The sequence below is a fragment of the Caulobacter sp. BE254 genome (genome assembly GCF_031457295.1).
In the GTDB taxonomy this organism is placed as follows: Bacteria; Pseudomonadota; Alphaproteobacteria; order Caulobacterales; family Caulobacteraceae; genus Caulobacter.
Genome location: NZ_JAVDWJ010000002.1, coordinates 504,770 through 525,058, shown reverse-complemented (window position 1 = coordinate 525,058; position 20,289 = coordinate 504,770). Strand labels below are relative to the sequence as shown.

Annotated in this window: 17 protein-coding genes; 10 read left to right on the top strand and 7 right to left on the bottom strand. The window is 67.7% G+C overall.

Features of this window, described 5'->3' with window-relative positions; all coding sequences use genetic code 11:
* Positions 1 to 27: 27 nt before the first annotated feature.
* Entirely contained in the window at positions 28 to 1,077 is a 1,050-nt protein-coding gene (locus J2X41_RS06550) for an ATP-binding protein (RefSeq protein WP_310080598.1), read from the top strand.
* Here J2X41_RS06550 and J2X41_RS06545 read toward each other — a convergent pair.
* The 4 genes from J2X41_RS06545 to J2X41_RS06530 all read right to left on the bottom strand — a co-directional run bounded on the left by J2X41_RS06545 (position 1,029) and on the right by J2X41_RS06530 (position 4,764).
* The gene (locus tag J2X41_RS06545) at positions 1,029 to 1,724 is read right to left on the bottom strand and encodes a response regulator transcription factor (RefSeq protein ID WP_310080596.1); all 696 of its coding nucleotides are present in this window, start codon (positions 1,722 to 1,724) and stop codon (positions 1,029 to 1,031) included. The two genes, J2X41_RS06550 and J2X41_RS06545, sit on opposite strands and share 49 nt — an antisense overlap.
* 5 nt (positions 1,725 to 1,729) lie before the next feature.
* Positions 1,730 to 2,530, bottom strand: coding sequence for a MipA/OmpV family protein (locus J2X41_RS06540; RefSeq protein WP_310080594.1), 801 nt, complete (start codon positions 2,528 to 2,530; stop codon positions 1,730 to 1,732).
* 175 nt (positions 2,531 to 2,705) lie between these two features.
* The gene (locus tag J2X41_RS06535; RefSeq protein WP_310080592.1) at positions 2,706 to 3,326 is read right to left on the bottom strand and encodes a thioesterase domain-containing protein; all 621 of its coding nucleotides are present in this window, start codon (positions 3,324 to 3,326) and stop codon (positions 2,706 to 2,708) included.
* A gap of 205 nt (positions 3,327 to 3,531) precedes the next feature.
* Complete coding sequence (locus J2X41_RS06530) at positions 3,532 to 4,764, bottom strand: peptidoglycan DD-metalloendopeptidase family protein (protein WP_310080590.1); 1,233 nt, start codon at positions 4,762 to 4,764, stop codon at positions 3,532 to 3,534.
* A 249-nt stretch (positions 4,765 to 5,013) separates the two neighbouring features.
* On the opposite strand from J2X41_RS06530, the gene tssK reads away from it, so the two are divergent.
* Genes tssK through J2X41_RS06505 form a run of 5 tightly spaced genes read left to right on the top strand, consistent with a single transcriptional unit; the run spans position 5,014 to position 12,479 of the window.
* Positions 5,014 to 6,357: a type VI secretion system baseplate subunit TssK gene (gene tssK / locus J2X41_RS06525; protein ID WP_310080588.1), complete on the top strand. Its 1,344-nt coding sequence runs from the start codon at positions 5,014 to 5,016 to the stop codon at positions 6,355 to 6,357.
* Positions 6,354 to 7,745, top strand: a complete 1,392-nt coding sequence (icmH, locus tag J2X41_RS06520; RefSeq protein WP_310080585.1) for a type IVB secretion system protein IcmH/DotU — start codon at positions 6,354 to 6,356, stop codon at positions 7,743 to 7,745. Before tssK ends, icmH begins: the two co-directional genes overlap by 4 nt.
* A 7-nt stretch (positions 7,746 to 7,752) precedes the next feature.
* Entirely contained in the window at positions 7,753 to 11,196 is a 3,444-nt protein-coding gene (gene tssM / locus J2X41_RS06515; protein ID WP_310080584.1) for a type VI secretion system membrane subunit TssM, read from the top strand.
* A complete protein-coding gene (gene tagF, locus J2X41_RS06510) occupies positions 11,193 to 11,729 on the top strand; it encodes a type VI secretion system-associated protein TagF (RefSeq protein ID WP_310080583.1) in 537 nt (178 codons plus the stop codon). Before tssM ends, tagF begins: the two co-directional genes overlap by 4 nt.
* Before the next feature lie 9 nt (positions 11,730 to 11,738).
* A complete protein-coding gene (locus tag J2X41_RS06505) occupies positions 11,739 to 12,479 on the top strand; it encodes a protein phosphatase 2C domain-containing protein (protein ID WP_310080582.1) in 741 nt (246 codons plus the stop codon).
* A 31-nt stretch (positions 12,480 to 12,510) separates the two neighbouring features.
* On the opposite strand, the gene tagH is transcribed toward J2X41_RS06505, so the two are convergent.
* Genes tagH through J2X41_RS06490 form a run of 3 tightly spaced genes read right to left on the bottom strand, consistent with a single transcriptional unit; the run spans position 12,511 to position 16,405 of the window.
* Complete coding sequence (gene tagH, locus J2X41_RS06500; RefSeq protein ID WP_310080580.1) at positions 12,511 to 13,881, bottom strand: type VI secretion system-associated FHA domain protein TagH; 1,371 nt, start codon at positions 13,879 to 13,881, stop codon at positions 12,511 to 12,513.
* A complete protein-coding gene (locus J2X41_RS06495; protein ID WP_404979880.1) occupies positions 13,878 to 14,432 on the bottom strand; it encodes a DUF6931 family protein in 555 nt (184 codons plus the stop codon). The genes tagH and J2X41_RS06495 overlap by 4 nt, the downstream gene beginning before the upstream one ends.
* 8 nt (positions 14,433 to 14,440) lie before the next feature.
* Complete coding sequence (locus tag J2X41_RS06490; RefSeq protein WP_310080576.1) at positions 14,441 to 16,405, bottom strand: type VI secretion system tip protein TssI/VgrG; 1,965 nt, start codon at positions 16,403 to 16,405, stop codon at positions 14,441 to 14,443.
* A 202-nt stretch (positions 16,406 to 16,607) separates the two neighbouring features.
* Here J2X41_RS06490 and J2X41_RS06485 point away from each other — a divergent pair, with 202 nt between their 5' ends.
* The 4 genes from J2X41_RS06485 to J2X41_RS06470 all read left to right on the top strand — a co-directional run bounded on the left by J2X41_RS06485 (position 16,608) and on the right by J2X41_RS06470 (position 20,289).
* Positions 16,608 to 17,624, top strand: a complete 1,017-nt coding sequence (locus J2X41_RS06485) for a type VI secretion system ImpA family N-terminal domain-containing protein (RefSeq protein ID WP_310080575.1) — start codon at positions 16,608 to 16,610, stop codon at positions 17,622 to 17,624.
* Positions 17,625 to 17,709: 85 nt separating this feature from the next.
* Positions 17,710 to 18,219 (top strand): type VI secretion system contractile sheath small subunit, encoded by a 510-nt coding sequence (tssB, locus tag J2X41_RS06480; RefSeq protein ID WP_310080574.1) that lies wholly within the window; start codon positions 17,710 to 17,712, stop codon positions 18,217 to 18,219.
* 56 nt (positions 18,220 to 18,275) lie between these two features.
* The gene (gene tssC / locus J2X41_RS06475; protein ID WP_310080573.1) at positions 18,276 to 19,769 is read left to right on the top strand and encodes a type VI secretion system contractile sheath large subunit; all 1,494 of its coding nucleotides are present in this window, start codon (positions 18,276 to 18,278) and stop codon (positions 19,767 to 19,769) included.
* Between the two features lie 37 nt (positions 19,770 to 19,806).
* A complete protein-coding gene (locus tag J2X41_RS06470) occupies positions 19,807 to 20,289 on the top strand; it encodes a type VI secretion system tube protein Hcp (RefSeq protein ID WP_089929185.1) in 483 nt (160 codons plus the stop codon).

Genomic DNA, 20,289 nt, shown 5'->3' with positions numbered 1-20,289 from the left:
ACGCGCCGGCGTGGCGGACGGTCGCTGATGCGGATGCTGTTTCCGCTGGTCCTGTTCGCCGTGAGCACGACCATCGTGTTCGCGGCCGTACACGGCAAGGATCCCGAGGACCTTGGAGTGCCGATCCTGCAACGCCTGCGTCCCGCCTGGATCGTGGCCCAGTTCCGCGACGCGACGCCGGAGATCATGCTGCTCCTGGTCCTGATGATGGGCGGGGTCTATGTGACCTTGCACATCGGCCTGCGGCCGCTACGCCATCTTTCCCTTCTGGCCGGCGACATCGCCCCGGCCACCATCGAGGCCCGGCTGCCCGCCGAGGCTGCGCCGCGCGAGGTGGCGCCGCTGGTCGAGGCCTTCAACGCCGCTCTGGACCGCCTTGAGGTGGGCCTGCGCGCGCAACGGGACTTCTCCGCCAACGCCGCCCACGAGCTGCGCACGCCGCTGGCCACCTTGCGGGCCCAGGTCGAAAGCCTGCTGGAGCCCGCCGAACGCCGGACGGCCAGCGAGGAGTTCGAGCGCCTGGGCCGGCTGATCGCTCAACTGCTTGCCCTGGCCGAGGCCGAGGGCGGTGCCTCGGGGGCCGCCGCGCGCTTCGACCTGGTCGCCCTGTCGCGCGACGTGGCCAGCGACATGGCCAGCTTCATCCTTTCGAGCGGCCGCGGCGTCGGCTTCGACAGCGCGATTCCGACGATGATGGTCGACGGCCAGCCGGGCTTGGTGGAGACCGCCCTTCGCAACCTGCTCGAGAACGCCGTCCGGCACACCCCACCTGACGCCGAGATCCTGGTCACGGTGGACGCCGATGGCGTCGTCCGGGTCAGCGACGACGGCCCCGGCGTTTCGGCGGCGATCAGGGACCGTGTGTTTGACCGGTTCAGCCGCGGCGATCCGCGCGGTTCGGGCGCCGGCCTTGGCCTGTCGATCGTCCGCCAGATCATGGAGCGGCACGGCGGCCAAGTGCGGCTGGCGGATTCAGCCCGGGGCGCCTGCTTCGAGCTCGACTTCCGGCCGGGCGGCCGGCGCGACGGTCACTCGCCCGCGCCGGCTCGCCCCTCGGCCAACCGCACGGCCATGTAGCCCAGCCCACGAAGGGCGCGGATCGTCACGTCGGCGCCCAGGTCGGCCATCTTCCGGCGCACGCGGTGGACATGCACTTGGATGGAGTTGTCGGTGTAGTCCTGCTCCAGGCTGTGCAGGCTGTCGCCGAGTTGGGCCTTGGTCACCACCCGGTCGGGATGGCGCAGGAAGCGCTCGAGCACGATGCTTTCGCCGCGCGACAACGGCAGGCGCGCGTCGCGCACGCTGATCTCGCGCGCGCCCTGGTCATATTCGAGGTCGCCATAGCGCAGGACGTCGGCGGTCAGGGCCGGCCGACGTCCCAGCGCCCGCAGGCGCGCCACCAGTTCCTCGATGGCGAACGGCTTGACGAGATAGTCGTCGGCGCCGCGTTCCAGCCCCTGGACGCGCTGGTCGACGCTGCCCAGGGCGGTCAGCATCAGCACCGGCGCGCGCAGGCCGGCCGCGCGCGCCCGCGCGAGCAGGTCCAGCCCGCTCTCGCCGCCCAGCATGATGTCGAGAACGACGACGTCGTAGCTGACGCTGCGCCAGGCGTGCCAGCCATCCTCGGCCGCCGCGAAGAGGTCGACCGTGAAGCCGGCCTTGACCAGCGACCGGACGGTCGCCTCGCCCAGCCGGACATTGTCTTCGATCAGCAGGGCGCGCATGGCCGTCAGAAACTGTAGAGCAGGATGAAGGCCAGTTGACCCTGATCGGCGGAGCCCTCGCCCACGACTATGGAACTGTCGGCCGCGCTGTCAACGAGCCGGCGGTAGTCGCCATGCGCCAGGACGCTCCAGCGGTCGCTGATCCGGTAGCGCAGGCTGGCGCCAAGCTCGACGTTCTCGATTCCCGCCTTGGCGGCGTAGGGCGACAGGCCGCTGGCCAGGGCTCCGACCGGCGAGACGCCATAGTAGGTCTGCATGTATTTGCGGTCGGCCCAGGTGGTCGACAGGTTGGCGCCCAGGCTCCAGCGGTCGGAGAGCGGCCGATCGTAGTCGACGCCGACCGTGGCCAGCACGCCCTTGTGGACCTTGCCGGTATCGGTCAGCGCCTCCGCGCCGATCGTCAGCACGCCGTTCCCGACGTCGAAACGCTTGCGCGCGAAGACGCCGGCGTTGACGGCGCCGTCGATCTCGCCCAGCCGCCGCACCGCGAGGTTCTTGACGTCGTCGTCGCGCCCACGCTCGTAGGAGAGCATCGGGCCGGCCTCCAGGAAGTCGCCGGGCAGCAGGTTGGCCCGCAAGGCGGCGCCCTCGAGCGCCACATAGTAGTCGCCGCGGCCGTAGCGCAGGCCCACGAACGGCAGGGGTTTGAACTCGTAGTCCTTGGACCCCTTGAACTCGGGCCGATAGACGCCCGCCGCCCCGAGCGACAGGTGCAGGCCGTCGCGCGCGCCGTCCTCGGCCCAGGCGGCGCCGCCGACGGCCAGGACAGGCGCTGTGAGACAAACGGTCAGGAGATGCGATTTCATTTCGGTCAGGTCCGGCGACACCGCCTTGGCGCGGTGATTGGCCTATGCGAGCCCAAGCTTGCGCGGACCTTTCGGCAGGTCGGGCCCGTGACCGACCAAGCCGACCAGCCGCTTTCTGTTAACGCTCGGGAACTGCCGCTCGGCCTTTGACGACCGAGACAGCAGGATTCTCGCGTCAGGCCTTCAGGGTCACGTCGACGCCGTTGGCCTTGAGCTGCCCGGTCATCCAGTCCGCCACCGCCAGAGAGCATGCCCGGTCGCCCACCACGTCGGCCCAGGGCACGCCGCCAGCCGCGCCGTGGGTGCCGGTGAACTTCTTTTCCTCGAGGACGCCGTCGCCGTCGAGCCAGCGCCCGGTGTTGTAGAAATAGAAGCGCGACTTGACCGGATTGCGAATCCAGAAGGCCAGGTCACGCGCCGTCCGGGCGTGGGCGACGAAGTCGACATTGTCGGGAATGGTCTGCGAAAGGCCCAGTTCGCTGGTCTGCATGTCGACCGCGTCGAACAGGAACATGGCCTTGACCCGCTTTCCCTGGGCCTTGAGCCGCTTGGCCGCGATGATCGCGGTGCACCCGCCGCGGCTGTAGCCCACGAGGATCACCGGTCCGGATCCGCCCTGGGCGGCGCCGACCGCGCGGTCGGCGATGCTGGAAACTTCCTTGCCCGTCAGCGAGGGGCCCCGAAAATAGGTGCTGCCGACGACTTGCTTGGCGATCTGGCTGGGGAACGAGTTCCCCATCTCCTTGGCGTACTCCTGGTCGTTGTCAGGTCCGGTCCCATCGATGATGACGATCATACTCTTTCTCGCTGGCCTGAATTGCGCGGGAGCCTAGCGTTGGCGCACAGCTTACTCAATACAGCTTTGCCACCTTTTGTTGTAATTTGAAAAATCCTCTTGCACGTCAATCAGATACGTTCCGTCAGGCCATGTAAACCGCCCGCGATGCCGAGCAACGCGACGCAAGTATATGGCGGTGTAAGCTTGGGAACCTTTTCCACCGTCATCCGTTCTGCGCGGCCCTGAGAGCATCTAACCTGTCGCGCGCCTTGCGGAACGTCGCCAAAGCTTCACCATTGAGGCTGCGGCGGCTGGTGGTCTGGAAGGCCATGGGGTCGACCTGCACGTCGCGGACGATCACCTCGTAGTGCAGGTGCGGTCCCGACGAGAGGCCGGTATTGCCCGAAAGGCCGATGGCCTGGCCTTGCCGGACGGCCGCGCCCACGACCACCCCGGACGCGTAGCCGGACAGGTGCGCATAGGCGGTCTGGAGTTCCGGCGAATGCCTGATCCGGATGAAGTTGCCATGGCCGCCATGCGGTCCCACGAAATCCACCACCCCATCGCCCGACGCATAGACGGTCGTTCCCACGGGAACGGCGAAATCGGTGCCCTTGTGGACTCGGGTATATCCCAGCACGGGATGCACCCGAGGGCCGAAGCTGGAGGTGATGCGGGCGCCTTCGACGGGCGTACGCATCAGCCCCCGCGCGACGCTGGCGCCATTGCCGTCGAACCAGCTGGGCTTGGCGTCGCCTGGCGGCTGGAACAGATAGAGCGCGCGCGACTTGGTCTGGGTCTGCAGCGAGGCGTACACCAGCCGCTCCGCCCCCACGACGTCGCCCCGGCCGTCGACCTTCTGCTCGAACGCCGCCTCGAAAATGTCGCCGGGCCGGATCTCTCGTTGAAAGTCGAAGTCGAAGGCGAAGGCGCCGGCGAAGTCGCTGACCAGCGAGTCCACGACGCCGGCCGCCACCGCCGAGGAATAGAAGCTGTTGGCGTCCATCTCGCCGCGCACCACCTTGATCCGGACCTGAAGATCCGAGGCCAGGTCTTCGGCGACCAGGCGGCCGTTGCGGTCGGGGTGAATCACGAAGCCGGAGCCGTCCGGACGCCGCAGTTCGATCCTCTCGACATCGTCGGCCTTGCCGTTCGGAAAGGTCAATGAAACGCGCAGTTCGCCCGGCGCGCCCTCAAGCTTCTGGTTGGCGGCGAGTCCGAAGCGCAGCGCCCGGTCCGTCGCGACGCCTTCGGCGGTCAACGCGCCCGCCAGATCCTGGATGCGCGCGATCACCAGCGTACGATGAAACCCGTTGGAGGCCGCGGGCGCCTTGGACGCGGCGGCAGGACGGGCGGGCGCGGACGGGCGATGCCAGACGCTCCACCCGACCGCCACGAGGATCGCCAGAATCGCCGCGGCCGCCACGGCCGACAGCACTGGTCTTCTTATGCTCAAGCTTGTTTCAGACGAGCGTGGCTTATCCGCGCCCGCGGCGTCTGGCGGGTCAGGTTTCCGTCGCCAGCTGCGAGGATCGAACGATGGTTCGTCTTCCCGTGAGCCCCGCATCCATCTCTCGTTGCTTGCCTTTCGCCAAGCATAACCGCAAGGCGCGGGAGAACCAGGGCCGCAGATGGCAAATGCGTCTTCCGCAGCTCTGCCGACTAGTGTTTAAGTGGTATTTCTAGAGTCCGTTGAGGGAAGCGTATGCAGAGCGACAGCCGCGTCGCATGGCGCGAGGGCCTATTCCTTCGACAACAGCATTTTCAGCAGCAGGATCGGTATCTGGAGGCCTTGGTCGCGGCGCGCGCCAACGGCCTGCGCCCCTATCCGTGGGGCCTGTCGGAGCTGAAGATCAACGCCGACCTCGCGGCCCTGGGCAAGTTCGCGATCGAATCGATGACCGGCGTCCTGCCCGACGGCCTACCCTTCTCGATTCCCGGCGACCTGCCGCCGCCGCCGCCGCTGGACATGCCGCCGGACGCCCGCGACGTGATCGTTCATCTCACCCTTCCCGCCCGCCAGAGCGGCGCCGTGGAGTTCAAGAGCCGCGGCGAGCGGGGCGGCGCGACCGTGCGCTACGTGGTCGACGAGGAGGATGTCGCCGACTCCTTTTCGGACGAACGCGGCCAGGAGCCGATCGAGGTGGCCCGACCCAACCTGGCGTTCGGCGTCACCCAGGACCAGACCTACGGACGGGTGCTGCTGGGGCTGGCGCGCGTGCGCGAGCTGCACAACGGCGCCGTGGTCTTCGACGACCGCTACATTCCGCCGACCCTGGACATCCGGGCCAGCCCGCGCCTGTCGGGCTTTCTGACCGACATCATCGGCCGTGCGTCCCAGCGTGTCGACGAACTGGCCCTGAGAGCGGTCGAGGCCACGGACGGCGGGGCGGAAACCTTCGCCAGCTTCCTGCTCCTGCAGGCGCTCAACCGGTGGGTCAGCCAGCTGCGGCACCTGGCCGCCCTGCCCGCCGTGCATCCCGAGCGCCTGTATGAAGCCTTCCTGGGCATGGCTGGCGAACTGGCGACGCTGACCCGTCCCGATCGGCGACCGCCGCCGTTCCCCAACTACGTCCACGAGCAACTTCAGCTGACGTTCGAGCCGGTGTTCGAGGTGCTGCAGGCCGCGCTCTCGGCGGTGTTCGACCGTTCGGCGATCCAGCTGCCGTTGCAGGTGGCGGGGCCGGGCGCCTACACGTCCCGGATCACCGATCACAATCTCTACAAGTCCGGCTATTTCTACCTGGCCGTCAACGCCCGCGCGTCGCTGGACGACATCCGCGGACGCTTCCCGGCCATCGCCAAGATCGGCGCGGTGCAGAAGATGCGCGAGATCGTCGATTCCGCCCTGCCCGGCGTGCCGTTGAGGCATACGCCGACCCCGCCGCCGCAACTGCGCGTCATCCCGGGCTACGTCTATTTCGAGCTCGACCGCTCCGTCCCCGACTGGCGCGACTTCGCCAACGCCGCGGCTCTGGGCCTGCACGTCGCAGGCGAATGGCCCGACCTCAAGCTTGAGCTCTGGTGCGTCAAGGGGACCCTACGATGACCGGCGACGACGAGGAGAAGAACCCGAACAAGACGGTCTTCCGGCCGTCGCCGCTGCAGAACCTGCGCAGGTCCGCCCCCCCCTCCCCGTCACCCGCGCCGGCCTTCGCGTCCAGCGAACCGGCGTCGTTCGCATCCTCGTCCTTCAACCCAGTACCTCCGCCGCGTCGCGCCATCAGCCGCGATGACGACATTCCGGCGGCCCCGCCGGCCGCGCGCGCCCGAAATCCGATGATGATGGCGGCCGCGCCGGTGCTGTCGCTGATCGTCGGCGTCCGGTCCGGCCGTGTCCACCTGAGCTTGCCCGAGCTGCACCAGAAGGCTTCGGCCGCGGTCGCGACCTTCGACCAAGCGCTCCAGGCCGCCGGCTATGACGCCGAGACCCGCCAACGGGCGCGCTATGCGGTGTGCGCCACGGTCGACGACATCGCCCAGAACCTTCCCGGCCAGGCCGCCGACGGCGCGGAATGGGCGCGCCGCAGCCTGGTGGTGCAGGTGTTCAACGAGAACATCGGCGGCGACCGGTTCTGGCGCCTGCTCGACGACATGCTGGCCCGTCCGGCGGAATTCGCCAACCTGATCGAACTCTACCACGCCTGCCTCGCCGCCGGTTTCGAGGGCCGCTATCGCGTCGCGCCCGACGGCAAGCGCCGCCTGCACGAGATCATGGCCAGCGTCTACGCGGCCCTCGACCATGTCCGCACTCTATCGCAAACCGAGCTGTCGCCACGTTGGCGCGGCCAGCCCACGCCGGCCGCCCGTGTCAGCTTCTGGGCGACCCTGGCCCTGGCCGGCGCGGTCGCCCTGGCCGTCCTGCTGGCCCTGTTCATCCTTTTACGCGTGATCCTGAGCCAGACGGGCCAACCCTCGCTGAACGCCCTGAAGGCCATCAACCCGGACCAGCCGCTGCGGATGTCGCGCGTCGCGCCCGCGCCGCCTGTCCCGACCAGCACCCAGTTGCAACGCATCCAGGGCTTCCTGGCGCCCGAGATCGCCCAGCATCTGGTGGCGGTCGAGCAGGACAGCCAGTCCATCCGCGTGCGCACCACCGTCGGCCAGCTGTTCAGGTCAGGGTCGGACAAGCTGGAACCCGGCCGCGAGGCGCTGTTCGCCCGGATCGGCGCGGCCATCGAGGCCGAGCGCGGCCCGGTTCGGGTGGAGGGTCACGCCGACGCGGATCACCTGGTCAGCGTCACCTTCCCCGACAATTTCGCTCTGTCCAAGGCGCGGGCGGACGCCGCCGCCAGAATCCTGCGCGGCAAGATCACCGACGCCAGCCGCGTCAGCACCGAGGGGTTCGGCGACAGCCAGCCGATCGCATCGAATTCCACCGCGAACGGCAAGGCGCTGAACCGCCGGGTCGAAATCGTCATTCCGCGCGCCGAATAGGGCCACGATGAAGCGCTTCTTCCTGAACTGGTGGCTGCTGACCGGCCTCGCGGCGATCCTGGTCGCGGTGCTGTTGGTCTTGGTCCTTCCGCTGGTCGCGCCGTTCCTGAGGCCCTGGTGGGTCAAGACCCTGCTCGCCGTGCTGGTCGCGCTCGTTTGGGGCGTCTTCGCCACGCTGCGAATCCTCAAGGCCCGCAGGGCCGCCGCCGAGATCGCCAAGCAACTGGCCGCCGCCTCGCCGGGCGACGTGGAGGCCGAGGCGCTGGCGGGTCGCATGCGCTCGGCGCTGGCCAAGCTGAAGACCGCCACGGGCGACAAGCGCGACTATCTCTACGCTCGCCCCTGGTACGTGATCATCGGTCCGCCCGGGGCCGGCAAGACCACCGCCCTGCTGAAGTCCGGCGTCCAGTTTCCGTTCGCGGATTCGGCGCTCAAAGGCGTAGGCGGAACCCGCAATCTCGACTTCTGGTTCGCCGACGACGCCGTCCTGATCGACACCGCCGGTCGCTACACCACCCAGACCTCCGACGCCGTCGTGGACCACAAGGGCTGGGACAGTTTCCTGAAGCTGCTTCGCCGCACCCGCCCCCTGCAGCCGATCAACGGGGTCTTGGTCGCGATCGGCCTGGACGAGCTTCTCAATTGCGACAGGGCGGGACTGGACGACCACGCCGCGGCGGTGCGGCGTCGCCTGCTGGAACTGCGCCGGGCGCTGGAGGTCTCCGCGCCGGTCTATGTGCTCTTCACCAAGGCCGATCTGCTGGCCGGCTTTGGCGAGTTCTTCGACGACCTCGACGTCGAGGGGCGACGCGCCATTCTCGGCGCGACCTTGCCGCTGGAAGCGTCGACCAGCCTTGAGGCCGTGCTGGCCGAGTTCGACGCCGTGGTCCAGGCCCTGGCCGATCGCGTCGCCAAGCGCCTGCAGGAAGAGACCGACCCGCATCGCCGCAGCCTGATCCTGGGCTTCCCCTCGCAGGTCGCCTCACTGCGGGCCAGGCTCAGCCGGTTCCTGGACGGGGCGCTGCTTGCGGAAAAGGACGCGCCGCCGCTGTTCCGTGGCTTCTATCTGACCAGCGGCGTCCAGGAAGGCGCGCCGCTAGACCGGATTCTGGGCGACGTGGCCGCCGTCTACGATGCGCCCGCGTTTTCGTCCGGTTCGGGCGGCCAGGGCGGAAGGGCCTATTTCCTCAACCGGCTGCTCAAGGAAGTGATCTTCGCCGAGGCGGGGCTCGTCCAGAGCGATCCGGCGGCCCGCGCCCGACGGCGCACGGCGCTGATCGCCGGCGTCGCCGGTGTCGCCGCCCTGTCCTTGCTGATCGCCCTGCTGTGGGGCGTCAGCTTCACCAGGAACAGGGCGCTGCAGGACCAGCTCCTGGTCGGCGCGCAGAACGTCAGCGCAGAGGTGCGCGAGACCGGCGTCGACCTGGTCGAGGTGCGCGAGGGCGATCCGGACCTGGAGCAGGCGCTGTCGCTGATCCGGGCCCTGCGCGACCTGCCGCGCGGCCACGGCGACCAGGCCAAGGGCGGGCCGCCCCTGCTGACGCGGTTCGGCCTGTTCCAGGACGGCCACGCCAAGGCCGCCGACCAGGCCTACCGCGAAGCGCTCCAGCGCATCCTCCTGCCGCGCATTCTGCTGCGCCTGGAACGCTACATGCAGGATCACGCCCAGGAGCCGCTGAAGGTCTACGAGCCGCTCAAGGTCTATCTGATGCTGGGTGGCCAAGGCCCGCTGGATCCCAAGGCGGTCAAGGCGTGGGTAACCGACGACTGGGCCGAGAACGCCCTGCCGGGCGCCGATCGCGCCGAGGTCCGCGAGGAACTGGCCAAGCACCTGGACGTCCTGCTGGCCGACCCGCAACTGGGCCGCGTCTGGCCGGGACGGGAGGCGCCGCTCGACGGCGCGCTGATCGAGTCGACGCGAGCGGCGGTGCAGACCCTGTCCCTGGCCGACCGCGCCTATGCGATTCTTCGCCAGAAGGCGGCCGCGGCCGACCAGCCCGACTGGCGCGCCGACAGCGTTCTGGCCAGCGGCGATCGCCAAGCCTTCCTGAACGGCGATGCGATCCTCGAGGCCAGCGTACCTTACTTCTTCACTCGCGGGGGTTTCGAGCGCGCCTATCAGCCAGGGCTCCAGACCGTCGCCTCGGACCTGGAAAAGGACTTGTGGGTCATGGGCCAGGACGCCGACAAGGCGGCGATCCGAGGGCAGATCGCCCAGGTCAAGCCAGGCGTCGCGGCGCTCTACGCCAAGGAATATATCGCGGCCTGGGACGGCGTGGTCCAGGGCCTGAAGCCGGCCGACTACTTCACCAACCCCGCCGCCCTCGGCGCCTTCACCCGCACGCCGTCGCCGCTGAAGGTGCTGCTTCTGGAAGTTCGCAAGAACACCACCTTCGGCAAGCCGCCGGCGATCCGGGCGCCCAGCAAGCTCAAGACCGCCGCGCGCGTCGTCGGCGGGGCCGTGCTGGACTCCGGCGGCGTCGACGCCGGCAAGACCATCACCGACTATTTCCGGCCGCTCGCCACCTATGTCGGCGACGGCAAGGGCGCCGCGCCGATCGACGAGTTCCTGGCGGCGGTGAAACAGGCCGCCTCGGCCAACATGGCCGCCGGGATCGCCGGCGGCGGGTTGGGCGGCGTCGCGGCGCAAGGCGAACTGGCCTCGGCGCTCGGACAGGTCGCCACCACCAGCGTCGTGGCCCCGCCGCAGCTTCAGGGCTTCGTCGCCCAGGCGACCCAGAGCGGTCGCGGCGCCGTGGTGTCCTCGGCCCAGAACGCCATCGGACAGGAGTATGCGACCAATCTGGCCGGCGCATGCCGTAGCGTCAGCGACAATCGCTACCCGTTCTACGGCGCCGCCCAGAACGACGCGACGGCGGCCGACATGATGCGCGTGCTGGGCCTGAACGGCCAGTTCGACAGCATGATGCGCGACCGCCTGCAGCCGTTGCTGCTGACCTCCGGTCCCGTCTGGCGCTGGCGTTCGGACGATCCCGTGGCCGCCGCCTTCGATCCGGCCAGCGCCGAGCAGTTCCAGAAGGCCGCCCAGATCCGCGACCTGCTCACCTCCGGCCTGCCGGTCCGGGTGGAGGCGGCGGGCTTCGGCGGCGCCGTCACCGCCGCCGAGTTCTCGGCCGGCGGCGCGACCTATCGCTTCGAGCCCAACAGCGTCGGCGCCAAGCCGGTGATGTGGGCGATTTCCGGCCTGCCCGAGGCCCACCTCATCCTCTACGCCGGCGCCAAGGAGGTGCGGCGGTATGACGGTCAGGGCGTATGGGCGCTCTTCCGCCTGATGGACGCCGCACAGAAGGAAAACGCCGGTCCCAACGCGATCAAGGCCACGTTCGGCCAAGGCGCCCAGTACTTCACGCTCAAGGTCAATCTGCCGTCCGACAAGAACCCGTTCGGCCGCGGCGGCCTATGGTCATTCCGATGCCCGGCCAAGCTTTGACGCCGCCGCGCGCCTTCGCGTTCGGCAAGCTGCCGGCCCACGGCGACTTCGTGGCCCGCGGCCTTTCCGGCCCCGAGCGGGACGCCTGGGACGCCTGGGCGAGCGCCGGGCTGGCGCGGGCGCGAACGGTCCTGGGTTCCGATTTCGAGGGCCGGCACGACACGGCCCCGCCGCTGCGCTTCTCGTTCGGGCCGGGACCGTTCGGCGAGGGTTGGCGGACCGGGGCGTTGGCGCCGTCCATCGACGCGGCCGGACGCCGCTTCATCATCGTTCTTGGCGGCCGTACCGACCAGGCGCCGGCGACGCCGGCGGTCGACCGCATCGCCACGGCGGCGGAGGACGAGATCCACCGCGCGTTCGAAGACGCCGCCGACATCGACGCGATGGTGGCCAGCGCGCAAAATATCTTTCAAACTCTGGAATCAGAGGGCGGAACCGAAGCGCATGGCCGCTTCTGGTTGCCGGACTCGCCGTTCGATCTGATTGCCAGCCAACCACCCGCCGACCTGATGACCCAGGTTCTGACGACATAGGAGCTGTCCATGGATGACGGGAGTTTGCGGTTTCACGACGCCACCCTGACCCATCCGGGGAAGGTGCGGCGCGACAACGAGGACCAGGTGCTGGCGCGCCCGGACCAGGGCCTGTGGGCGGTCGCCGACGGCATGGGCGGCCACGCCAACGGCCAATGGTCGTCCAAGACCATCACCACCACCCTGGAGGCGGCCGTCCTGCCGACCAATTTCGACGACGCCGCCTCGGCCGTCGCCGCGGCGGTGCACGAAGCCAACGAGCGGATCTGGACCAAGTCGGTGGGCCAGCCCATGGGCTCCACGGTCGTGGCCCTGCTCCTGCGCGACCGCAGGTTCGTCGTACTGTGGGCCGGCGACAGCCGTTGTTACCTGCTGCGGGGCGGCGAGCTCTACCAGCTGACCGTCGACCACTCCCAGGTCCAGGACATGGTGACGTCAGGGCGGCTCACGCCGGAGGAAGCCGAGAACCATCCCATGTCGCACGTGCTGTCGCGGGCCGTGGGCGTCGCGCCCCGGCTGGAGCTCGACGCCGTCTCCGACGAGGCCAAGGTGGGCGACGTCTTCCTGGTCTGCAGCGACGGTCTGACCCGCACGATCCCCGACGCCGAGCTGGCCACGATCCTGGCCCAAGGCAATCCGGCCGCGGCCGCCGACGAGCTGGTGAAGATCTGCCTGGACCGTGGCGCGCCGGACAATGTCAGCGTCGTCGTGGTCAATTGCGACGAGACCACCCTGCTCGCCCTGTCCTGATCGCCGGAGCCGTAGGAACCGGCGGTAGGCTTTACGGCCCGCGCTTGGCCTTCATGTCGGCGGCGATGCGCTCATAGGCGTCGCGGAACTCCTTGGCGAAGACCTCCATGAAGGCTTCGTCCGATCCCCGCGTGACCCCCTCGAACTCCCGTTCATAGGCCTGCCAGAGCGCCGCGGCGCGCGCGCCCGGCAGGATCTTGGCCAGCAGCCCGCGCGTCTCGGCTCGGCCGCGAATGGCCGAGGGCGAGAAGCGGTCGAGCGTGGCGGCCAGGGCGCCCTGCATGGCCGTCAAGGTGGCCAGCTGGTGGGCCTGCAGGTCGCGGAAGGCGTCCTCCACGGCCAGGTCGGCCGGCATGAAGCCGCGATCTGGCCGGTTGAGCATCTGCGCCATGGCCTTGTCGGCCGACCGCGTGAACTTCAGCGGATTGTTGCCGTCGAATTCCAGGCTGGTGTTCTGCGCGCCGAGCTGCGCCTTCGCCCTGGCCCGCGCCTCCATCATCACGACCATGCCGCCCAGGAGCCGCCGCAGGACGCCGCCCGCCGTCGACAGCACCTCCAGGGGCGAGCTGCTGAAGTCCTCGGACTTGAGGCCTGCGCCCTGCAGGAAGGCGCGCCATTCGGCGCCATCGCTGGCCGCGGGCGCCGGGCGCGCCTTTCGCGCAGGCTCTGGCGCCGGCGCGGGGGTTTGGCCCCAAGGCGCCGTGGAGGGCGGGGCCAAGGATGGCGCGTCGAACGCCGGCGTGGCGGGACCGCCGAAGCCGCGGGCCCAATCCACCTCGTTGGTGGCCGCCAACTGCCCCCAGACGTCGACCGCCGAAGGCGTGGCCTGGGCCGGCGGGTCGCTGGACCAGGCGGACGGCGGCGGCGCTTCCGGTCGAGCCGGACTCCAGGCCGAGGCGGGTTGGGGCGCGGGGTCCATGCGCGGCGGCGCCCAGGCTCCGGACACCGAACCCTGGCCGGTGACGGCCGCCCGTGGCGGCGGCTGATCCCACCGCGCCGGGTCGTCGGCGACCTCCCGCGCGCCATGGCTGTCCCAGCCGCCCCAAGCGCCGACGGACGCCGGCTCTTCGACGTTTGCCCCGCGGCCCTGCTCCAGGCGGGCCTCGATCTCGTAGTGGCCGATCAGGATCACGTCGCCGTCGACGATCTGGTGCGGGGCCGTCAGCCGTGACGTCGCGCGGTTCACGAAGGTGCCGTTGGTGCTGCGGTCGACGAGCAGATAGGCGCCGTCGCGATACTGGATCTCGCAGTGGGCCGAGGAGATGTAGCTGCGGGGATCCGGCAAGCACCAGTCCATGTGGGGCGATCGTCCGATGCGTGCGCCGTGGCGGTCGAGTTTCAGACGCGCGGCCTCCCCATTGTCGAGACGATCCAGCGCCTTGATGGTCAGGACAAGGGTCATGGGCGCGCGGTTTCACGGCCGCTGGCCAGCGCGTCGCCGAGCACGAGCGCCGAGCGAAGACTTTCCGTGTGGCGCCCGCTCTCGGCCGCGGCGGTGAGCACGGCGCCCGAGGCGAAGGCGCCGGCCACATCCTTGGGCGGCAGGACGGGTTCGACATCCGTCGACGTGATCGAGCCGCCCGAATAGAACACCGCCAGGGCGCACATCCTCTGCGGGCTGGTCCCTCGCGACTGTTCGGCGATCTCGGACGCCGCACGACGCCGGCCGTCACTGGGCTCCTGCAGCCACAGCAAAGTCGCCTTGAGCGCTTCGGCGTCCTGGACGCCGGAGGTCGGGGACAGGTCCTGGACGGTCCGGGCCGCCCAGGCGACCGCTTCGAAGCGAGGTAAGGCCTGGCCGAGGAACAGGGCGGCGTCGTCCACACGCCCCTCCTCGACCAGACGATCGAAAAAGACCTCGGGCGGATCGGCGTCATGATCCGACTTCGGCCATCCGAGAATCGCGGTGATCTGGCCTGCTTCGGCCCACCTAACCTGCTTCCAGCGTCTCATTCGCGGTCCTAGTTGATCTTGACGACGCGGCCTGTGATCGTCGTTCCGCCTGTCCCGTGAACCTCGGTGTGCGGACCGTTCACGATGTTCAATGCATGCGCGTTGCTGAAGATCGTCACGGCGTCCAGCGTGATTTGGGAAGGGGTCATCACGATCGAACTCTTCCCCACCCTGAGCGTGATGCTCTGCGCGGCTTCGATCGTCACCGTCCCCTTGTCCACCTTCAAGCTATAGTTGCCAGAGCGCACGGTGGTTCCATCGTCAAGCTCGATCGTGGTCGTGCGCTTGCCCTTGCTGACCTCGTGGGTCTCGTCGCCGGTCTCGATCGTGGTGGTTTCGTTCCGCTTGACCGCGGTCTTGCGGTCGCGCCCCACCCGTGTGGCGCGGTCGCGCTGGACGGTCAGGGTGTCGTCGAGCAGCACGTCACGCACCATCTCGCGCTGGGCGTGGATATAGATCTCCTCCGCGCCGCCCTTGTCCTCCAGCCGGATCTCGTTGAAGCCCGCGCTGTTGGGCGGCGGCGTCTTCTCGGCCCCGGCATAGTCGCCCGAGCGCCCGATCGTCTGGGTGCGCCACAGCGAACGGGTCTTCTGGGCCGGCAGGTCGTAGGCGTGCTTGCGCTGGCCGTTATAGACCCGCCCGGTGATGATCGGCCGATCCGGATCGCCGTTCAGGAAATCGACAATGACCTCCTGTCCCACGCGCGGCAGGTCGACATTGCCGAAACCCGCGCCCGCCGAGTGGTGCGAGACACGCATCCAGCACGACGTCTTGCCGGGCTGGTCGGGCGAGCGATCCCAGTGGAAGCGCACCTTCACGCGGCCCCATTCGTCGACATAGACCACTTCGCCGGGCGGTCCAGTCACCGTGGCGGTCTCGACGCCGCTGGAGATCGGCTTGGTGGCGACCAGCGGCGGGCGGAACAGCGTGTCGCTGGGGATCGCCACGACATTGACGCGCCGGGCCTGGCGGTCGTCGCCGCTGCGATGGCTTTCGGCCTCGACGACATGATTGAGGCCGATGATCAGATATTCCTGGTTGAAGCGGTCGACCCCAGCTTCGGTCAGGGTGAATAGACTGCCGCAAGCCAAACCCAGGACGTCGCCGCCGCCGCTATAAAGGCGCCGGGGCGCGCGGCTGGCCGCCAAACGCGCCTGGCCGCGGGCCTCGCCCTCGCTCTTGTCGGTGAAGTCGCCGAGATATTCGTAGACCTCCAGCGCGTCGCCGGGATGCTGGCCGGCGCCCTGGCTGACCGCTTCGACGGGGTTCTGCGGCTTGGTGAAGTCGAAACTGCGCAGGGTCACGCTGGCCTGACTGACCGAACTGATCCGCTCGTTCCAGTCGGAGAGGGTGTCGGGCGTGCTCGTCTCGTCGCCGGCGACCGGAAGAAAGCGGATGCTCTCGTAGCCAGGTTCGGGCTTGTGGGCCGACTTTCCGTCGCAGAGGACCAGCTTGTGAGCGGCTTCCTCGTGCCGGAAATAGTAGTAGATGCCCTCGTCTTCGAACAGGCGCGAGACGAAGTTGAAGTCGCTTTCCTTGTACTGGACGCAATATTCACGCGGCTTGTAGCTGCCGGTCAGCCGGTCGAACTCGACGTCCTTCATGCCGGCGTCGGAGAACACCTGCTTGGCGATGTCGACAACGCTCTTGTCCTGGAAGATCCGGTAATTTCGGTTCTGGTCCAGAAGCGACAGCCAGGGCCTGACGGTCAGCCGGTAGTGCGCGCCGTTGATGTCGACCTTGATCAGGGCGGCCTCTGTCAACAACCCATGGAAGAAGCGGACGTGGTCCATCTCATCGCCGGCGTCCAGCGAAACCGGCTTGCCGAGGTGCGGCAGAAAATCGATCTCGTCGGCGGAAAACCCTTCCACAACAATCACAAACGGCTCGCTCAAGCGCTCAATGGACTCGAAGCGCTCAAGGTGAAGCTTAGCCGTACCAAGAGCGACAGATATCGTAGCCTGCCGATCCATTAATCGCTCCCGTTACTGTGCCTGAAACCTACGGCCCGCGGCTCGCATTGCATAGGTGTAGCGATCAATTTAAACATCTCAACCAGACACACTTGCCAAAACGATTTCTTGGGCCACACTCCGCGCCCGCCCCCACCGTCGATTTTCGCGGGTTCGAGAAAAAAGGCGTGGGCGCTGTATCAACGTTGAGGCGAACGCGAACATGGCGCTTGATCCGAGTCGATTGTTGGCGCCGGTTTCCGACGACGACCCGACCGGCCCCGACCTCGCCTACGATCCGCAGCGCTACGAAATCGAGCAGGCCTTCGAGACCGAGGTGTCGATCGACGCGTCCGGCGTCGAGGCCCAGGCGTCCGACATCGATTGGCGGGCGACCATCGCCAAGATCGGCGAGCAGAGCGCGCGCACCAAGGACATCTGGCTGCCCATCTATCTTTGCCGCGCCGGCGCCCGCGCGGGCGACCTGGAAACCGTCGAGACCGGAGCCAAGTACCTGGCGGGCCTGCTGGAGGCCTATTGGCCGAGCTTGCACCCCCGGCTCGAGGAGTACGGTTTCCAGGGGCGCAAGGGCCCGTGCGATTCCCTGGCCGGGAGCTCGCAGTTCATCCAGCCCCTGCGCAGGATCACGCTGATCCGCCATCCTCGCCTCGGCGACTATTCGATCGACGACTTCGAACGCTTCCGCTTGGGAGGTGAAACCGAGGAAGGCTACGGAATGTTCCGGGCCGCGCTCGAAGATGTGAGCCAGGACGGCCTCGCGGAGATCGTCCAGCGGCTGAATACGATCGAGGACAGCCTTCGCCGCGTGGATCTGACGCTGACCGCCAACGCCGACGACGGCGGTTCCACGAATTTTCGGCCGACCTACGAAGCGCTTGGCCAGATGCGGCGCGCGGTGCAGGCGTTCGTTCTAAATCCTACCGCGCCAGAAAACGGGGAACCAACCGCCGAACCGGACGTTGCATCGCCAAGCTTCTCGAACTCCACGCCCGGCTTGGGCGCGCGGATCGAGACCCGGGACGATGTCGTCCGCGCCCTCGAGGCGTTGGGCGACTACTACCGGCGCAGGGAACCGGGGCATCCGATCCTGACGTTGCTGCAGCGTGCGCGTGAATGGGTTGGATTGGACTTCATGGCAATTCTCGAAGATATCGCGCCCGGCAGCGTGGACGAAGCTCGCAACGTTCTGCAATCAAGAAAACATCGCGAACAAGCTTGAGCTATCGGTTGAACAGCGCCATCATGTAGATCTATGATGGTGGTGATTATAGCGGCACATAACGTCTAATTGCGGGTGGATAGCCATGGCGTCGAACAAAGGTGGGCAGCGTTTCATCAAGGAGAATCGCGCGCCTCGTGTTCATATCGAATACGAAGTAGAGACTTTTGGTTCCCGCCAGAAGATCGAAATTCCGTTCGTGGTCGGAGTTATGTCTGACCTGTCCGGCAAGTCGAACGTCGAGAAGAAGCCGCTCGACAAGCGCGACTTTGTCGAGTTCGACATGGACAACTTCGAACAGAAGATGGAAGCGATCGCACCCCGCGCCGCTTTCACGGTCGAGAACACCTTGACCGGAGACGGCAAGATCGGCGTCGACCTGACCTTCAAGTCGATGGAAGACTTCTCGCCGGGCCAGGTCGCCAAGAATGTGCCGGCCCTGGCCAAGTTGCTGGAAGCTCGGCAGCAACTGAACGACCTGATGCTTTACATGGACGGCAAGGACGGCGCCCAGGACCTGCTCGACAAGGTCCTGAAGGATCCCGAGCTGATGAAGGCCCTCGCGGCCGCCAAGCCGCCTGCCGATAACGGCTAGACAATCTACGGTAGATCTACAATGCTTTCCCCTACCCTGCCCGTTGGGAGACCTTGATGGCGCAAGAAACGCTTCAGCAGACTGGCGCCCCCGCCGCGGAAACCGTCACCGTCGACGATTTCGCCTCGCTGCTGCAAAGGGAGTTCAAGCCCAACACCGACGCCAAGCAGGCGCGGATCGAAGAGGCGGTGAAGACCCTGGCGCAGCAGGCGCTCGAGGACACCCAGGTCATCGGGGCCGACGTCTTCTCGACCGTGGACGCCCTGAAGGCCGCGATCGACCGCAAGCTGACCGAGCAGGTCAACAAGATCATCCACCACAAGGACTTCCAGACCCTGGAATCGGCCTGGCGCGGGCTTTGGTACCTCGTCGGCAACACCCCGACCGGCAAGGACCTGAAGGTTCGCGTCCTGAACGTCTCCAAGGACGAGACCCGCAAGATGCTGCGGCAGTTCCGCGACGCGGCCTGGGACCAGAGCCCCCTGTTCAAGAAGATCTACGAGGCCGAGTTCGGCCAGCTGGGCGGACAGCCCTACGGCGCCTTCATCTGCGACTACGCCTTCGACCACACCGCGCCCGACATCGAGGTGATGAAGGGTCTATCGAAGATCGGCGCGGCGGCGCACGCCCCGTTCATCGCGGCGGCGGACTCCCAGCTGCTCGGCATGGAAAGCTGGCAGGAGCTGGCCAACCCGCGCGACATCGCCAAGCAGTTCGACGCCACCGACTACATGGCCTGGCGCTCTTTCCGGGCCTCGAACGACAGCCGCTACATGGCGCTGACCCTGCCCCGCTTCCTGGGACGCCCGCTCTATGGCGCCAACAGCGAACCGGTCGAGGAGTTCGCGTTCGAGGAGGACACCGACGGCGGTCAGCACGACAACTATCTTTGGCTGAACGCCTCCTACGCCCTGGGCGTGCGCATCACCGAAGCCTTCAAGACCTACGGCTGGTGCACGCGCATTCGCGGCGTGGAGTCGGGCGGCACCGTCGAGGACCTGCCGACCGCGATGTTCCCCACCGACGACGGGGCGATGGACGCCAAGTGTCCGACGGAGATCGCTATTTCCGATCGCCGCGAAGCCGAGCTGTCCAAGGCCGGGCTGATGGCCCTGGTGCATCGCAAGAACACCGACCAGGCCACCTTCATCGGCGCCCAGACCCTGCACGCCCCGAAGGCCTATGAGGACGCCGACGCCACGGCGAGCGCCAACCTGTCGGCGCGCCTGCCCTACATCTTCGCCAGCTGCCGCTTCGCCCACTATCTGAAGTGCATGGTGCGCGACTGGATCGGCAGCAGCCGCGAGGCCCCAGTCCTGGCCAGTGATCTGCAGTCCTGGATCATGCAGTACGTGGACATGCAGCCGGACTTCTCGACCGAAGAAGACAAGGCTCGCAAGCCCCTGAAATCCGCTTCGGTGGATGTCATCCCCGACCCCGAGAACCCCGGCTACTACCGTGGTGTCTTCCGCATGGTGCCGCACTACCAACTCGAGGGGATGGACGTGTCGCTCAGCATGGTCTCGCGCCTGCCCAAGGGGCCGAACTAGCTGTCAGTAGAATCATTTTTCGTGAGGAGAACGCCTTATGGCCGTTGATATGTTCCTGAAACTTGAAGGCATCAGTGGTGAGTCCAAGGACACCAGCCACAAGGGTGAGATCGACGTTCTGGCCTGGAGCTGGGGCATGACCAACTCGGGCACCGCCCATGTCGGCGGCGGCGCGGGCGCCGGCAAGGTCAATGTCCAGGACCTGTCCTTCACCAAGTACGTCGATCTGTCGTCGGCGCCGCTGATGCTGGCCGCCGCCAACGGCAAGCACATCAGCAAGGCCACGCTGGTGGTGCGCAAGGCCGGCGAGACCCCGCTGGAATACATCACCATCACCATGACCGACTGCCTGGTCAGCTCGGTGTCCACCGGCGGCAGCGGCGGCGAGGATCGCCTGACCGAAAACGTCTCGCTCAACTTCGCCAAGGTCGAGGTCGCGTACAAGGAACAGAGCTCGGCCGGCAAGGCGGCCGGGACGGGCGACTTCAAGTGGGACATCGCCGGCAACGCCAAGTTCTAG

Excerpts from the sequence above, each read along its gene's own strand:
- J2X41_RS06550 (WP_310080598.1), top strand. The coding sequence starts at position 28 with ATGCGGATGCTGTTTCCGCTGGTCCTGTTCGCCGTGAGCACGACCATC.
- J2X41_RS06545 (WP_310080596.1), bottom strand. The coding sequence starts at position 1,724 with ATGCGCGCCCTGCTGATCGAAGACAATGTCCGGCTGGGCGAGGCGACC.
- J2X41_RS06540 (WP_310080594.1), bottom strand. The coding sequence starts at position 2,530 with ATGAAATCGCATCTCCTGACCGTTTGTCTCACAGCGCCTGTCCTGGCC.
- J2X41_RS06535 (WP_310080592.1), bottom strand. The coding sequence starts at position 3,326 with ATGATCGTCATCATCGATGGGACCGGACCTGACAACGACCAGGAGTAC.
- tssK (WP_310080588.1), top strand. The coding sequence starts at position 5,014 with ATGCAGAGCGACAGCCGCGTCGCATGGCGCGAGGGCCTATTCCTTCGA.
- icmH (WP_310080585.1), top strand. The coding sequence starts at position 6,354 with ATGACCGGCGACGACGAGGAGAAGAACCCGAACAAGACGGTCTTCCGG.
- tssM (WP_310080584.1), top strand. The coding sequence starts at position 7,753 with ATGAAGCGCTTCTTCCTGAACTGGTGGCTGCTGACCGGCCTCGCGGCG.
- J2X41_RS06505 (WP_310080582.1), top strand. The coding sequence starts at position 11,739 with ATGGATGACGGGAGTTTGCGGTTTCACGACGCCACCCTGACCCATCCG.
- tagH (WP_310080580.1), bottom strand. The coding sequence starts at position 13,881 with ATGACCCTTGTCCTGACCATCAAGGCGCTGGATCGTCTCGACAATGGG.
- J2X41_RS06495 (WP_404979880.1), bottom strand. The coding sequence starts at position 14,432 with ATGAGACGCTGGAAGCAGGTTAGGTGGGCCGAAGCAGGCCAGATCACC.
- J2X41_RS06490 (WP_310080576.1), bottom strand. The coding sequence starts at position 16,405 with ATGGATCGGCAGGCTACGATATCTGTCGCTCTTGGTACGGCTAAGCTT.
- J2X41_RS06485 (WP_310080575.1), top strand. The coding sequence starts at position 16,608 with ATGGCGCTTGATCCGAGTCGATTGTTGGCGCCGGTTTCCGACGACGAC.
- tssB (WP_310080574.1), top strand. The coding sequence starts at position 17,710 with ATGGCGTCGAACAAAGGTGGGCAGCGTTTCATCAAGGAGAATCGCGCG.
- tssC (WP_310080573.1), top strand. The coding sequence starts at position 18,276 with ATGGCGCAAGAAACGCTTCAGCAGACTGGCGCCCCCGCCGCGGAAACC.
- J2X41_RS06470 (WP_089929185.1), top strand. The coding sequence starts at position 19,807 with ATGGCCGTTGATATGTTCCTGAAACTTGAAGGCATCAGTGGTGAGTCC.